Genomic DNA, 14,843 nt, shown 5'->3' with positions numbered 1-14,843 from the left:
TGCTCTTATATTTACACAAGCTAGAGCTTCTTAATTAGCTAATACTGGATATAAAACTGACAAATGATCGCTTGTCTTTTTCCTGCTTTAACAAACTAGGAAAGAGTCAATTCTTATACTTGTTAAAAAATTATTTTTGGACGTTTTAAAAACAAAAAAAGTTAATAAGATTTCCGTCTCCAATAATCAAACAAGGAGTTTTTTTTATGCATATAGTAGATTTAAGATCATCATCAACTACTCACGATGGAACAAATCTACAAGGAGAACAATCAAGTCAAATTTTAGCAATACCACCACACACCCCTATTCCTCCATCCATTTCTCCCTTACCTTTACCAGAAGCTTCTCCTCGCGCAAATGGCATTTTATGTACTCAAATTTCTCCTACGCCAAAGACTAAAAATTCAGGGACTCCCCCTCAAAATAGATTTAGAGAGACTCATTCAGATAGCACAAGTAATTTTTCTGCGATTCCCACAAGCGAAGCAGAACAATCTGTTGAAGCAGATCCAATTTCTGCTCCTACTTCTCCTTTAATTTTAGCTCATGTTTCTCATCAAGCTGAAGGTCCTTTAGTCCAAACATTAGCAACTAAGATTATGACGTTTATTGAAAGGCAAACTCCTATTCGTTTAAATACTTGGTTTACTCCTGAAGATCAAGCTGAAATGGAACAAATTATTAGAAATACCTCTGACAGAAGCCAAACTATTACAATGTCATTTTTGACATGTCTATCTGGAATGGTAGCCAGTTTTGTTCTCGCTGTTTCCCAAAAAAACAAGTCTTATGAATTAGATGCGAGCAGATTAACGATCTTACAAAGAGAGGCCTACAGCCAAATAAAGGAGCAAGATCAAGCCTCATATGAAGTTTTAACTGAACAATCTCTTAGAATAGAAGAATTAATGCAAACAAGAAAAGATGTTTATAGAATTCAGTATGAAAAGATGCAAACAGAGCAAATGCATTTAAAAGAGATACACGAAGGCAACACTAGAGGGTGGTTTGTCCCTCATTTTGGGATTGCTTACCGCGCAGAAACAGTGTTTAAATTGCTAGAACAACGACGTCTTAATTTAAAAATTTCTCTTAATGATTTAAACAGACTTCCAGAAAATTCTCCACCTCGCACTTCACATGAAGTAACGCAAATTGTAACTACAATAAACACTAAACTTGCAGAATTAGAAGAGCAAATTTTAGTTCATCAAAAAACATTAAAATCTTTAGAGGGTGAATCTGCAGATCAATTTAGATGTGAAAGTTATTATCTGCATTTTAACAGAATGAAAAAACAAAGTAGATGCTACGATGAAAATCAAAGAAGAATAGCACAGCGTCTTCGTGAACTAGAAGCAGAAACAAACACTGAACTTTTGCCAAGCCAGATGGCTCAACGAAAATTTGAGATTGCTATGATCAGGGCTTATCAGAAAAAAATTGAGAAAAGATTAGTTAATCTCAGAACGCTTTTAAGCGGCTATAAAATTATGGAGGGAGAAAGAGTGACTGTTAACGTAAGAAGAAATAACTCTAGATCAGCTGAATTAAAAAAAGGGGCTGATCTTTTAAACAGTCTTGTTGCTCTTCAAGAACGAGTGACTATACACTCTTCATTAGCGCACATTTCAACTCCCGAAATAGAAAAAAATTTGCTTAAGCAAGATTACTTGAAATTTCTTGAGTTACAATCTAGTTTTAGTGTAGTGCAAAATACTTTCAAAGAGAGAACAGTTAGTTTGGAAAGCAACATGCTTAAGTGTTTTTCAAATGTTGAAAAAATTGAAAGTTGTTTAAAAACGTTTAGACAACAAATGGCTAATCTTACAGTTGAAATTAAACACAGAACGTGTTGGTTCAAAGCAGAGATTACACCTCCTGCTCAACCCTGGTGGCGTTTTATTATCAATTTCTTATTCCTTCAAAGGCGCTTTGATTAATCTTGTTTGATACCGGTACTGAAAAAACTTTAAAGTTTTTTCAGTACCGAAATTGCTAATACTAAATTTATGGCATTCAACACCTTAAAAAAGTTAATGTCTTGATGCTTTAAACTTCATCTAATCAACCATCATTCAACGACTTAACTTAATTTTTGATAGTGCCTATAAGCTTGATCGATCAATTCTATTAATTCTGCTTGAATATCTTGCATTTTAGCTTGATGAGCAAGTGTACGAGGTTTAACATTTAAAAGAAATGCTTGAGGAAATGTATGATAAGAAAGGCGAAAGGCTTCCCTAACTATTCTTTTAAATCGATTTCGGTGATGAGCTTTACCAAATCGGCGTGTGACTGTGATTCCTAATTGAGAGTGAGAGCGATTATTAAAACGAAGATCTAAAATAATCCACCGTCCAATGTATCGAGAAGATCCATTAGCCATGCGCTGGTACTGCTTACGCGTACGCAAGCGCATTGACTTAGGAAAACGATAAGTTAAACGCGTGTTAATTGTTTACGTCCATGTCTACGACGTCTACTAATAATTTTACGTCCGTTGGCTGTGCTCATTCTTTTCAAAAAGCCATGCTCAGAAGAACGGCGACGTTTGCTGGGTTGATAAGTACGCTTCACGGCTAAATTTCCTTAAATTTAAATTCAATGTTGATAAAAGCTTAGCTTGCTTTTAAACGTTTAAACATGGACAAAATACTATTGATTTTTAAGAATAATTGCAAGGAATAATTCTTTATAGATATTTATCAGAAAGATAACATTCTTATTCTTTTAACCTTGAATGATAAGCTTTAGCTTTATTAGAATTTCAATTTCAGCCATTCACCAACAAACGCTTTTTAAGCCTTATTTGATTGAGAAAATTCTTGAATAAAATTGAATCTTGATTTATAAACAGTGCTTACTTTATAATTTTCACTGATTAACTCAATAGGGAATTCTCATGAAAGTCAAAGCATCGATCAAAGCTGATCCTTCTAAAGGCGATATACTTGTTCGTCGCAGTGGTCGTTTGTATGTTATTAACAAAAAAGATCCTAATCGCAAACAGCGCCAGAAAGGCCCAGCCCGTAAAAAATAAGGAATAAAACATGGCGAAGAAGTCATCGGTAGAAAAGCAAAAGCGCCGCGAAAAGCTCGTCCAATTAAAATGGGATAAAAGAAAAGAGCTCCGCGAAAAAAGTTACAACATAAATCTTAGCGAAGAAGAAAGAGAGCAAGCTCGCATCGCGCTTAACAAAATGCCGCGTGATTCTTCCCCTATACGTTTAAGAAATCGTTGCCAAATGACTGGCCGTGCTCGTGGCTTTATGCGTAAGTTTAAGCTCTCTCGTTTGACATTTAGAGAACTAGCTTCTATGGGAATGATTCCAGGTGTGACTAAGTCAAGCTGGTAATCCCCCATTCTTTAGAATTTAATCTGCATTCTCAAGGATGACAAAAGTCATCCTTTTTTTATCCCTCAATTTAATCTGTAAATAATTTTTTAAAAATTGAGGCTTACTTTTAATTCTTTGCATAAACAGATTAAGCTTTAAGCCTATTTAAAGACTATGTTTGCTTAATGCTTCTTTGAGATTAGTCAGTTGATCAACTTTTTGCCATCGGTCCATTCCCTCAGCCCAAACATAACTATTTAATCCCAACAACCCACTATTCCACAAATTCCGTAAAGCAATGATACTAACAGGTCCAATTTGTTCATGGTTTTGATCTAAATAATACCACAATTTATTTTCTTCCTCTTTCCAACTAGGGGGGGAAATGGGTTGTTGTGGCTGTGAAATAGAAATAGCAGGATCTGTCTTTGCAATAGTCATCGTTGGCCTAATATTTTCCTCTTTCTTAATAGAGGGAAGAAAAAATAATAGGATTGTTGCGAAGAAATTAAACAGCATTCCAAGAATAAACCAGGTAGTAAAATCTCTTCCTTTTTGATCTGCGTAATACCCTGTCAAATAGCCAATGATTGCAGATAAAACAAAACTCGTCATTATTTGTGTTGCGTCTAATTGAGGCATTCTCAAACCTTTACTTATAAAATCGTTAAATTCTCCTTTTAATTCGCTGAGATAACTTTCAAAATCTGCAGAGAAGTCTACAAGAGTGGTGATTATTTTTTGAACTTAACACCTCGCATCATTTTTCACAAAAAATTTATCATAGCATCTTTAATTTGCCTACTTATAAAAAAAGTTTTGAATAAAATTATAAATAATATTTTTAAATGATAAAGGACTAGTCAGATTAAAATTTAACTGCTAATGTTGCAGCCTAGATTGCATCAAAATAATGAGATGTAATGAATAGGTTAAAAGTTTAAATTAACCAGCAAAACCTGCTGTAAAAATTATATTTATACAAATACGCTTAATCATTTAAAATTTGTTTAAATAAATTGCTCAATTGATACGTAAGTGAAGCGGATCTAATTGCTACAAGGAAAAAGTTCATGATAGACCCTAAAGTCGATAAAAAGAAAGTGGATACAAAAGAATTTGAACTTCCAGAAACAGTTTTTATTCGAGATATTGAAGATAAAGTTTTCCAATCTATTGCTTTGCAATGTCTTGCGCAAATTGATGGAATTAGTCTAGTTGAGGGAAATTATATTGATCATCTTCTAGGCCGTATTGCTGAAGGTGTAAAAGGCATTTACGCCGAGCAAGATGATAAAAATCAATCCGTAAATATTAAAGTAGAAGTAAACATTTTATTTGGAACCTCAATTCCAGAAAAAGCCGAAGAAATTCAAACAAAAATTGCAGAAGAAATCACAAAGTTAACAGGCCTACACGTTTCCTCTGTTCATGTCGTGTTTAAAAATGTCATTTCTCATGAGCAAGCCCAGAAATTAAGCCAAAGTTTTACACAAGGTCCTCCCAAATTAATGGGAACCAACTTAGATGAAGATTATTCCGATGAATTTTAAATTTGAACGTTTTTTCTACGTAGCTATTAGTTTTATTTTTGGAGCTTTCTTCTTTGTTGTTGGTGTATTCAGTATTGCGTTACCTTGGTCTGAACTTCTTCAAAATGCAATTATCCGTTTTATAACAGAAAACACCCTAATCTTATCACTATTTGGGCTTGGCTTTGCTCTGATAGGTCTTTCAATATTTATTTACACAGCGATTAGCACCAAGCACCGTTATACATTTATTAAAACAGGAAATCGTTCGATTTCTATTGATGAAAATTTAATCGAGCAATACTTGAAGAGTTATTGGAAAGAGCAATTTTCTCAAAGCGAAGTTCCTTTTCAGCTCATGATTCGTAAAAACTTTCTTCAAGTAGCCGCGGATCTACCCGCCATGCCTGAAGAAGATCAAAAAAATGTTTTAGAAAAAATTAATCGGGATTTCTCATACCTTTTTGGAGAAGTTCTTGGCTATCCACACGAAGTTCATTTAATAGCTAGTTTTAATAGAAATCTTGGGACTAAATGATTAGAATTTATTAAAATTATTGATTAATAAAAACATTTTTTTATTTAAATAGGTATTGTAGCCGATATACCATCACCTAATATAGCCATATAAGCATTCCTAATTAAATATTTTAATTCAGTCAAACTATTTATTGAAGAGTTTTTAATAAACTCGAAGTAGAAGCTAAATATTTACTATGTCTGCTGTTCTTTTTTTTATTTCATCCTTTAAGGCTTTTTTATTTTTTTTCTCTTACTTTGTAAGCTCTTTTTCAACCGTATCCATCTGTTTTCCTAGATCAATGTTAATGCCACAAGAGAATTCAATTCCGCTCTTGATGTCTACAATAGGCGAATATATCTTGCCTTTGTCTTGGCTTTTTTCTAATTTCCATAACTAAGCCATCCATCCAGCTTTCTAGATAAACAATTAACTAGCCTATTCTAATTAAAATGATTGTGACCATAACTATTTAATTTTTGGGTAAAAAATCGATTTAAAAGCTATTGCTTGTTTTGATAGGGGCCAGTCTAAGGGATGCTTTCATCGCAAATGAATGAAAACCAAGCCGACGCTATAACCAATCATCCTAGAATTTTCTGTATAAAAATTTAATGCTTATTTTTTTGTGAAAATGGAAAACTCTAAGAGCAGCTCCCTTGAAATCAAGAGCTTGTTTAATTGTTAACTCCCTATTGCTTTATTAAATTACCGTTAAGCCAGAACTTCTTAAGAGCAGTATTAGAAACAAGAACCTTTGCAAGCGTTTCCCTTCCCTTTTTGCTTATTTGGTTACCATTAAGAAAAAGTTTACTCAGAACCGTATTGGAAACAAAAGCTTGAGCAAGCGCTTGTGCTCCTTTATCGCTTATTTGGTTATTATTAAGGTAGAGTGATTCAAGAGTCGTATTGGAAGCCAGAGACTGGGCAATTGCTTCGGCTCCTATATCGCTGATTTGGTTTCCGTAAAGAGAAAGTGCACTCAGAGGCGTATTAGAAACAAGTACTTGAGCAAGCGCTTGTGCTCCTTTATCGCCTATTTGGTTATCATTAAGGTAGAGTGATTTAAGAGTTGTATTGGAAGCCAGAGACTGAGCAATTGCTTCGGCTCCTATATCGCTGATTTGGTTTCCGTTAAGAGAAAGTGTTCTCAGAATCGTATTAGAATCAAGTACTTGAGCAAGCGCTTCTACTATCTTATCGCTTATTAGGCTTCTGTCAAGATCAAGTGACTCAAGTGTCGTATTGGAAATAAGAGCGAGAGCAAAAGCTTCCATTCCCTTATCGCTAATTTGGTTCTCGTTAAAATTAAGTTTTCTAAGACCAGTATTGAAGACAAGAGCCTGAGCAAATGCTTCCATTACCTTATCGCTGATTCGGTTTTTGTTAAGAAGGAGTGTCATAAGAGCAGTATTGGAAGCAAGAATCCGAGCAAACGCTTCTGCTCTCCTATCGCTTATTATGTCTCCTTGAATCCAGAGATGGTTAATAGTAGTATTGAAAGCAAGAGCGAGATCAAGAGTCACTACTCCCCTATCGGTTATTTGGTTATTATTAAGCCGGAGAAAACTAAGAGCCGTATTAAAAGTAAGCCCATTAGCAATAACTTCCGCTTCCTTATCGCTTATTCCCCTGTAACTAAGATCAAGCGAAGTGAGCCGAGAATCATTCATATAAAGTTGAAATAATTGTGTACGGTCAATTTCTGAAGTTTTTATTTCTTTTAAAATTTTATTCACTCCTTCTTCTTTCGCCTTTTTTAAATCTAAAGTCGGACATCTTGTAAAACTTCCTTTAAAATACAGAGTACCTGTTTTAAAAAAGAGCGTTTTTAAATGGGGATTTTTATCTGCTTTTAGGATATGCAAAAGAGGGGCATCTAGCTGAATCGAGGCAAGCACCTCACACCTCATGAGTTGCAATTCTTCTAATTTGGCAAACTGCAAATAAGTAGAGGCGAAGGGAAAGCGTGTTTTTTCAAACGCGCGCAGATGAATGCAGCGGTTTAAATAAAGCATTTTGAGGTTAGGAGAGCGATTTTCCATTTCTTGAATGGCTTCTTCTTTGATAAGCGGGCAACCGCTCACATTTAAATAATCGAGTTCAACATGCAAGAAAGGCTTTAACGTGATGTGATCTAAAGCAGCACAGTTCATCAAAGTCAATTTTCTGGGTCGAAGCTTTTTATTTTTCATTAAAAAGATTAGGGCATTTAAAACGAGGCGTTGCCGCTCCCGATCAGGTGTCTTTCCTTTAACCATCTTTCTAAAATCTGCCTCAATCCATTCTCCTTCTTTGTTTGTTCCGAATGCGACATGTGAAGTGCACCGGCTTAAAGTAAACGCAAAAAGCTCACTTTGAGCTTTTTCAGGAGAGTATTCTTCACGTTCTTGAATTTCTTCAAACGTTGGGGGCTTGCCAAAGGTGGCTGCGTCAGCTTGGGCGGAAGTGAGAGAAATGTCGACATTGCGATCGATCGCTTTTTGTAGCCTTTGTTTGGGACTTAGGCAGCTTGCGTTAGCTTGTTTATATTTAGAGTACACCCAGCGATCTAGGGTTTGCTTGTGACTGCCCCGTAAGTTGATGAGATAGGGCAAAAGATCGAGAGAGGTAAAATCTTTTTTATTTTTTAAATCTTGGCGTAAGCAGTCCTGCAGATGGTAAAATTGAATGAGTAGATTCGTCACCATCCCGCTGCGCAAAAGAAGCGTTCCTTTAAAGCAATCTTCCGGGTTTTCTTCATATAAAAATTTTTCTTCTTTAGGAGTAAAGAGATGAAGAGCGCGGTAGTTCTCGTCTTTTTGGATTAAGCCTTCGAGCCAACTATTGAGGATGAGATTAGGATCTAAATGAAGGAAAGTCTGTAGTACTTCAGGATCTAAACGGTATTTAGCAGGTAAGCAAAAAAGAGCTGAGGAAAAATGGATCTTATGTCCGGTGAAATGGTGGATGACAGGTTCGACAAAAGAAATATCGTTATCGACGCAAAAAATACGCTGAGTCTCTTCTTCGACGACATAGTTCGAGAAGCGACCATCGCCTGGACGTGTCAATAAAGCACACAGGCAAGCCCAGGTCAATTGCTTGACGTCTAGCTTTTCTGCGTTTTCTAACGTTTGTCCTTGAATTGTTTTTGAAATTAAGACGGGATAGATTTGTTTTTTTCCTTTCACATCGACTTCAAAGCGTGCCAGCTCAGTCGGAGGGCTTAGATGCCCCGCAATACGTGCCGTCAGCGCATGAATGGCATATTCCAGCAGAGGATGCGTCGGTTTTTGTTTAAAGTGCAGATGATAACCTTCATAGGAAGCACGTGCAACAGGGTGAGCGCTTTCATATTGCCGCTTAAGGTTACCCGTTTCTTCTAAAATCTGTTCACAAACGTCTTGTTTGAGATACCTGGCATGTGGCACTGCCGGACAGCGAATTTTGACTTGGAAGGGATCGTCTGGATTCGGATGGTCGGTTGTCATGGCAAGAATTGCTTTTTGAAGCTGCTCTTCTTCTAAGCGCTGGCTTTGTCTAATCCCACTTGGATTGGGAATCGAGGCAAGATGAGCGATTAAATTACTAAAGCTTTCCTCAGTGGCATAAAAGTCCAAAACATTAAGATAGATTTCTCTTAGGGGTTCCGTGAAAGTCGTCTGTGAGAGACTTTGGTAGTAAGCTTCATGCCAATGCCAAGCCTGATCAAGCGCCTTCGCTTGTTGCCTGGAAACAAGGTGATGTACGAAATGAGCCATCCAGGGCTTAAGATTTTCTATTGTATCAGGATGCAGTTTCTCTTCGTAATAAGCCTCTTGAAGGAGATCTAGTTTTTGGAAATGAGAATCTAGCTTAAAAATGCAAGACTTTAATTGATGAGGGTCTAGGCTGGAAATGCAAAAATTTAAATTATGAGTATTCCAACCGGAAAAGCAAAGCTTCAATTTGCGGTAAAGAGGGCGCAGGACAAGCCAGTAAATCTTGGCCAGGATTTCTTTTTCATCATGAAATTTTTTTAGGCTAACCTCTTCTTTTTGCTCCCCACAAGTAAAATGGAGACCTACTCTTTTTAAGTAAATGACCGCCACCGCCTCTTGCAATAAGAAGCCGCTTTCAACCGTGAAAATTTCCTTTTTCACAAACGCGTCGATAAGATTGAGTGTATTGGCTTCTTCCATGCCGAAATAAAGAGATAAATCATTTAAAAGGTGATGGAGCAGCTCCGAGTAGTGTTTTTTTAGATTCATAAACTGGACTTTAAAAGGATCATGCCAAATCTCTTCATAGATTTGCAGACGATCTATTAGCATTTGTAATGCTTGGCTTTTGCGTCTGACTTCTCCTGTTTGCGGCAACTTTTCATCGAGATAGGCGTGCATTTGTGTTTGATAAAGGTCAAAGAGCACCGAATTCGTTTGATGAAAGGAGATAGTTTTACGCAGCGTATTACTATGGGAATTAGAAGAATACTCCTCCATTTTTTGCATCTGAGCCAATCCATCGGGTGTGTTGATAAGATCTGAGATAACAGCTGGATTACCGCCAGAATCGATATGAAAACCGGAGCGATGCTTAGTCCCGATACAAGTAAAAACGAGCAACCCTTGTGCCGGATCCTCTCCAAGGTTTATTATCTGTAGTTCTAACAGACGGGCTAATTTCACAAAGTAGGGCCGATGCTCAATTCCTTCTATGAGGATGCACCATTCTAAGTCTGAATAGGGACAAATCTCTTCTTTGGCTAGGGACCCCATTGCTCTTAAATCATATAAGCAAGGAGGATCTCCTAAAATGGCAATGGCATCATCAATTAAAGCATGCAATAACGTGATCAAGTCCGTCGAAACTTTTTTTTGAAAAGTGCACACCTCTTTTATCGTAAATTTTTGTAAATTGATCATTTGATATAACGCGCGGAAATTTTCGCGATAAGTATCCAATTTTTCTCGATATTTAGCCGTGATAAAACAAGTCGTGGGAAGAGATTCACTATTTAAGTAAGAGAGCATCGTTTCATTTAGAGTACCCAAACCACTTGCTTGGATCCGCTCTAGCCCTCGTGTTTTTAACGTATGCGAGATAACTGCATGCACTTGTTTATAGAATAGTTTAATCAAAGCATGTTTTTCACTTGAGCAGCAGATCGATTCAAAACGCATTGCAAGATCTGGGAAGAGTTGCACGACTTGTTGGCTATCGTTTTTTCCCACCGCTTGTTCTAAACGCTGCTTAAAAAAGCTAAAAGACGTCGAAGCAGCTTTAAAAATGCGCGAAGCCAAACACTGAAGATCTGAGGAAGCCTTTGAGATAGTCTGAGCCTTTCCTACATAATGAATGGCATCAATAAAATAACTCAGTTGTTTCTTTTCTTGCTTTTCTTGTTTTCCTTTTTTGTAGTGCCACTTGGCAAGCTCAATAGCTAGCAACTGTTGCTCTTCTACAAAGCAAGGATCTGCTGTCAAATTGAGCAGTAAACGTACACTCTCATTTATCTCTTGAGGTGTCTCTATCACAGGAATAAGCGCCAAGAGGCAGGCAAAAATCTTTTCAAGCACTTCTTTTGTCACCTGAGACGGCAAAGAGGTCATAAAAACATTAAACTTCTCAATGGCTTTTGAATATTTATGTTTTGCAATAGCATCCAAAACCGTATCAAGGCTATCTACTAAGTCTCGGAATTTCGATGGTTGCTCGACAAATGACAAGGGAGAGAATAGGGAGGGGATAGAATGAGTGCTTTGCATGATTTGACTATCCTTTGATTTTTTTAATTTGTAATGAAAAGACAGTAGCAAAAAAAAGCACCTCAATCAATTTAAAGTTTGAAAAATTTATTATGGAGATTTAACTGACGAAGAAAGAAAGTTAGGTTGCTAGATTTTGGTTCAAGTATTGCAGCATTAAATCTAGCTCGCTAACTGAACAACCAAATCCTATCACACTAAAGGAGAGAAAAATTATTCAAAATTTTATTTTCTTTTTTAAGACAATTCTTTTTTTAAAAATTTATTGAGTCGAATATCTTGTCTCTAATAAAGTAAAAAATGTTTTAGCTTACAAACTGTGTGATTTGTCAAATCCTAAAACTTAAATTATTTTAAAGGATTAGATTATGAGTTGTCCTCCCATCATCCATCGTGATGCCTCTTTAAATAACGTGAGTACTCAATTGCATGTACTTGAAAACAAAGTTTTTCATTTACCAAGTGTCATTCAAATTATGGATAATACTATGAGAGAAAGTATTAGCCTTTCTGCAGAAGTAACAAAATGTCAACTAGAAGCGGTTAAACAATTGAGGCAAAGACAACAAAACTCACTTGTAGAAAATAGCCTGCCTGAAGGGCATTATGAAATTATACAAAATGAACCGGAGACTAATAGTCTGCCCAAAGGGCATTCTAAGATTATACAAGATGAACTTGAGACTGAAGCTAATGGAGAAATAAATCTATCTTTGAATCAGAGAACTCTTCTTGAAGATATTGATGAAAAAATTCGCCAACTTCGAGAAGATTATTTATTTAACTATGACGGCCTTCTTCAGGCTAGAGAAGCTACATTTTTTAATGGAAACTTGGTTGTGCTTGACGAGCAAAAACGACAAGAATTGATGCAGACTTTTGCTGAGAGATTGGATGAAAAACTTCTAAAATCTAGGGAAGGATTCCAAATAGATGACATCACAGATTTAAATCAACTTAAGAAAGAATTAAAGGAAAATTTTAGAAAAAAAACGCAAGAATATGACGATCTATTTGCAAGAAAGCAAACTTTAACCATGCAAGAATATGAGCTGAGGAAAGAGCTCGAGCCTCAATTAGAAAAATTAAAAGCAGAAAAAAATAGATTGCTTTCACAATTAAAAGTTTGTGATATTTTTACAGCTTGTCAATTAAATGATGATGAATTTCTCAAACAAGAACTTGCCAAACTAGGGATTTGGAATCTATTAACACGTCCTTGTAGTAAAGAAGCTTTTGTCAATCAAGTTCATGCGAGTGGATTTACTCCCTTGCATTCAGCTTGTTATCATAATCACCTTAAAATTGTAAAAATTTTGCTGAAAAATGGAGCTAATGTAGCTGCTTTAGATAAGTATCAATACCAACCTATTCACTGGGCTGCTAAAAAGGGTGCATATTCCGTCGTTAAATATCTCCTTGACAGAATGGATAGAGATAATAAAAAAGGTTTGGTCAATGCACGAGGAGAGTATGGAAGAACTCCTTTGCACATGTCCGTTTTTAATGGAAGAGTGCAGACAACGCAATTATTGATTGAGGAAGGGGCTGATATCAATGCACAAGCTGGTTTAGATGAGCATTTGCTCACTCCCCTTCATTATTCTGTTATCCAAGGAAATGTTAAAATGGTCAGGATTTTAACTTCCTATGATGAATTAGATGTCTGTGTAAAAGACTCTAAGGGATATACACCCTTGTATCATGCTGTAACCGATGGTCATGTAGCTATCGTAGAATATCTTTTAAACCACCGAAGTTGGCGTAATCCTTTAGATTCTCAAGATCCCAATTCTTTAGTAAGCCTTGTAAAGGCACCTAAAAGAAAAAATGAAGAGGATATTCAAAGATTATTATTCCTAAAATTCCCAGCAAAATAGGGGCAAAAATCAGTACTCCAGGCTAGGCTGGAGTACTGATTTAGCAATACAAAAAAAGTCAATTTGGGATGAATGATGGTCAGATCAAAAGACTCGCTTTGCAAACCTTATTATATTACGCTCAATATAGGAAAGAGTTAGCACGGACTAAAGTTTTAGAAATAAATACAATTTTGCAAAAATGACTGCTATTTTACCAAAGCGTAAGGCTAATGACCATTTAGTCAAAAAAATATATTCATTTACTATCGATAAATTTTTATCATCGTCGGTTAAATGAGAGCGCATCTATGAAATGAAACTGACTTTAAAAAAAGAAATCTTATGGGTTAACTAATATATGCATCTAAACCTAATTTTACATTAGCTATCTAAATAAAAAAACAGCAATATAGAGGTTTGGACAGTTTATAGCACTAGATCTTTATAATTTTACATGACAACCATACCTACGAGCTACATCAGCAAGAACCTTTGCTCCTTTACCGCTGATTTGGTTTCCACTAAGGTCGAGCTTCTTAAGAGCCGTATTCTCAGAAAGAGCGGAAACAAGAGCTTCCATGCCCTTATCGCTGATTTGGTTTTTGTTAAGTGAGAGATCCTCAAGAGCCGTATTGGAAGCAAGAGCGCGAGCAAAAGCTTCCATGCTCTTATCGCTGATTTGGTTTTTGTTAAGAGAGAGTTCCCTAAGAGCCTTATTGGAAGCAAGAGTCTGAGCAAAAGCTTCCATGCCCTTATCGCTGATTTGGTTTTTGTTAAGAGAGAGTTTCCTAAGAGCCTTATTGGAAGCAAGAGTCTGAGCAAAAGCTTCCATGCCCTTATCGCTGATTTGGTTTTTGTTAAGAGAGAGTTTCCTAAGAGCCTTATTGGAAGCAAGAGTCTGAGCAAAAGCTTCCATTCCTTTATCGCTGATTTGATTTCTGTTAAGTAAGAGTGTCCTAAGAGCCTTATTGGAAGCAAGAACCTTAGCAAGAGCTTCCGCTCCTTTATCGCTTATTTGGTTACCATTAAGGTTGAGTTGCCAAAGAGGACTATTAGAAACAAGAAGCCGAGCAAATGCTTCCGCTCCTTTATCGCTTATTTGGTTACCGTCAAGCCGGAGGATCCGAAGAATAGTATTGGAAGCAAGGGCGTGAGCAATTGCTTCCGCTCCTTCATCGCTTATTTTATTATACATAAGATAGAGCGTACTAAGAGCATTATTGGAAGCGAGAGCCTGAGCAAAAACTTTAGCTCCCCTATCACTTATTTGATTACCGTTAAACAATAAATTTTCAAGAATAGTATTAGAAGCTAGAGCTTGAGCAATAATTTTCACTTCCTCATAGCTTATTTTCTGAAGAGAAAGGTTAAAACTGGTGAACCAAGAATTATCATTCATATAAAGTTCAAATAAACTTGTGGGATCAATTTTTGGATTTTTTATCCCTTTTAAAATTTTACTCCCTCCTTCTTTCCTGAACATTCCTAAGTCCAAAGCTGGGCATCTTGTAAAACTTCCTTTGAGATACGGATCAGCAGTATTGAAAAAAAGTGTTTTTAAATGGGGATTTTTATCGGCTTTTAGAATATGCAAAAGAGGAGCATCTAAATGAATCGAGGCAAGTGCCACACACCTCTTAAGTTGCAATTCTTCTAATTTGGCAAACTGCAAATAGGTTGGTGCGAGGGGAAAGCGTGGTTTTTCAAACGCGCGCAGTTGAGCGCAACGGTTTAAATAAAGCGTTTTGAGATTAGGAGAGCACTTTTCGATTTCCAGAATGGCCTCTTCTTTAATAAATGAACAACCGCTTACATTTAAATAGTCGAGTTCAACATGCAAAAAAGGTTTTAACGTA

Annotated in this window: 10 protein-coding genes and 1 pseudogene; 6 read left to right on the top strand and 5 right to left on the bottom strand. The window is 36.3% G+C overall.

All coding sequences use genetic code 11. The features are described 5' to 3' along the window. The first annotated feature begins 206 nt into the window (after positions 1-206). Complete coding sequence (locus tag BU804_RS03105; protein WP_075882932.1) at positions 207-1,946, top strand: hypothetical protein; 1,740 nt, start codon at positions 207-209, stop codon at positions 1,944-1,946. 143 nt (positions 1,947-2,089) lie between these two features. Here BU804_RS03105 and rnpA read toward each other — a convergent pair whose 3' ends face one another. After that, positions 2,090-2,392 (bottom strand): ribonuclease P protein component, encoded by a 303-nt coding sequence (gene rnpA, locus BU804_RS03100; protein ID WP_445082294.1) that lies wholly within the window; start codon positions 2,390-2,392, stop codon positions 2,090-2,092. 53 nt (positions 2,393-2,445) lie between these two features. Further along, positions 2,446-2,583 carry a 50S ribosomal protein L34 gene (rpmH, locus tag BU804_RS03095; protein ID WP_075882930.1) on the bottom strand — a complete coding sequence of 46 codons (138 nt, stop codon included), beginning with the start codon at positions 2,581-2,583 and terminating at the stop codon, positions 2,446-2,448. Between the two features lie 325 nt (positions 2,584-2,908). Here rpmH and rpmJ point away from each other — a divergent pair, with 325 nt between their 5' ends. Further along, positions 2,909-3,046, top strand: a complete 138-nt coding sequence (rpmJ, locus tag BU804_RS03090) for a 50S ribosomal protein L36 (RefSeq protein WP_011176151.1) — start codon at positions 2,909-2,911, stop codon at positions 3,044-3,046. Between the two features lie 10 nt (positions 3,047-3,056). Next, positions 3,057-3,362: a 30S ribosomal protein S14 gene (gene rpsN, locus BU804_RS03085; RefSeq protein WP_075882929.1), complete on the top strand. Its 306-nt coding sequence runs from the start codon at positions 3,057-3,059 to the stop codon at positions 3,360-3,362. 147 nt (positions 3,363-3,509) lie between these two features. Here the strand turns inward: rpsN and BU804_RS03080 are convergent, their stop codons facing one another. Next, positions 3,510-3,986 carry a DUF4339 domain-containing protein gene (locus tag BU804_RS03080; protein WP_075882928.1) on the bottom strand — a complete coding sequence of 159 codons (477 nt, stop codon included), beginning with the start codon at positions 3,984-3,986 and terminating at the stop codon, positions 3,510-3,512. Between the two features lie 431 nt (positions 3,987-4,417). On the opposite strand from BU804_RS03080, the gene BU804_RS03075 reads away from it, so the two are divergent. Further along, the gene (locus BU804_RS03075) at positions 4,418-4,897 is read left to right on the top strand and encodes an Asp23/Gls24 family envelope stress response protein (protein ID WP_011176154.1); all 480 of its coding nucleotides are present in this window, start codon (positions 4,418-4,420) and stop codon (positions 4,895-4,897) included. Continuing rightward, positions 4,887-5,414 (top strand): hypothetical protein, encoded by a 528-nt coding sequence (locus tag BU804_RS03070; protein WP_075882927.1) that lies wholly within the window; start codon positions 4,887-4,889, stop codon positions 5,412-5,414. Before BU804_RS03075 ends, BU804_RS03070 begins: the two co-directional genes overlap by 11 nt. 674 nt (positions 5,415-6,088) lie before the next feature. On the opposite strand, the gene BU804_RS03065 is transcribed toward BU804_RS03070, so the two are convergent. Continuing rightward, on the bottom strand, positions 6,089-11,125 hold the full coding sequence (locus BU804_RS03065) for a hypothetical protein (RefSeq protein WP_079988576.1): 5,037 nt from the start codon (positions 11,123-11,125) through the stop codon (positions 6,089-6,091). A gap of 368 nt (positions 11,126-11,493) precedes the next feature. Here BU804_RS03065 and BU804_RS03060 point away from each other — a divergent pair, with 368 nt between their 5' ends. Further along, on the top strand, positions 11,494-13,005 hold the full coding sequence (locus BU804_RS03060; RefSeq protein WP_075882926.1) for an ankyrin repeat domain-containing protein: 1,512 nt from the start codon (positions 11,494-11,496) through the stop codon (positions 13,003-13,005). Between the two features lie 424 nt (positions 13,006-13,429). Here BU804_RS03060 and BU804_RS03055 read toward each other — a convergent pair. After that, positions 13,430-14,843 (bottom strand): annotated as a pseudogene (locus tag BU804_RS03055) (hypothetical protein); the annotation flags it as partial.

It is taken from the genome of Candidatus Protochlamydia sp. W-9 (assembly GCF_001950615.1).
In the GTDB taxonomy this organism is placed as follows: domain Bacteria; phylum Chlamydiota; class Chlamydiia; order Chlamydiales; family Parachlamydiaceae; genus Protochlamydia; species Protochlamydia amoebophila.
Note: the sequence above shows the minus strand (reverse complement) of the source record. Positions and strands in the feature narration are given on the sequence as shown.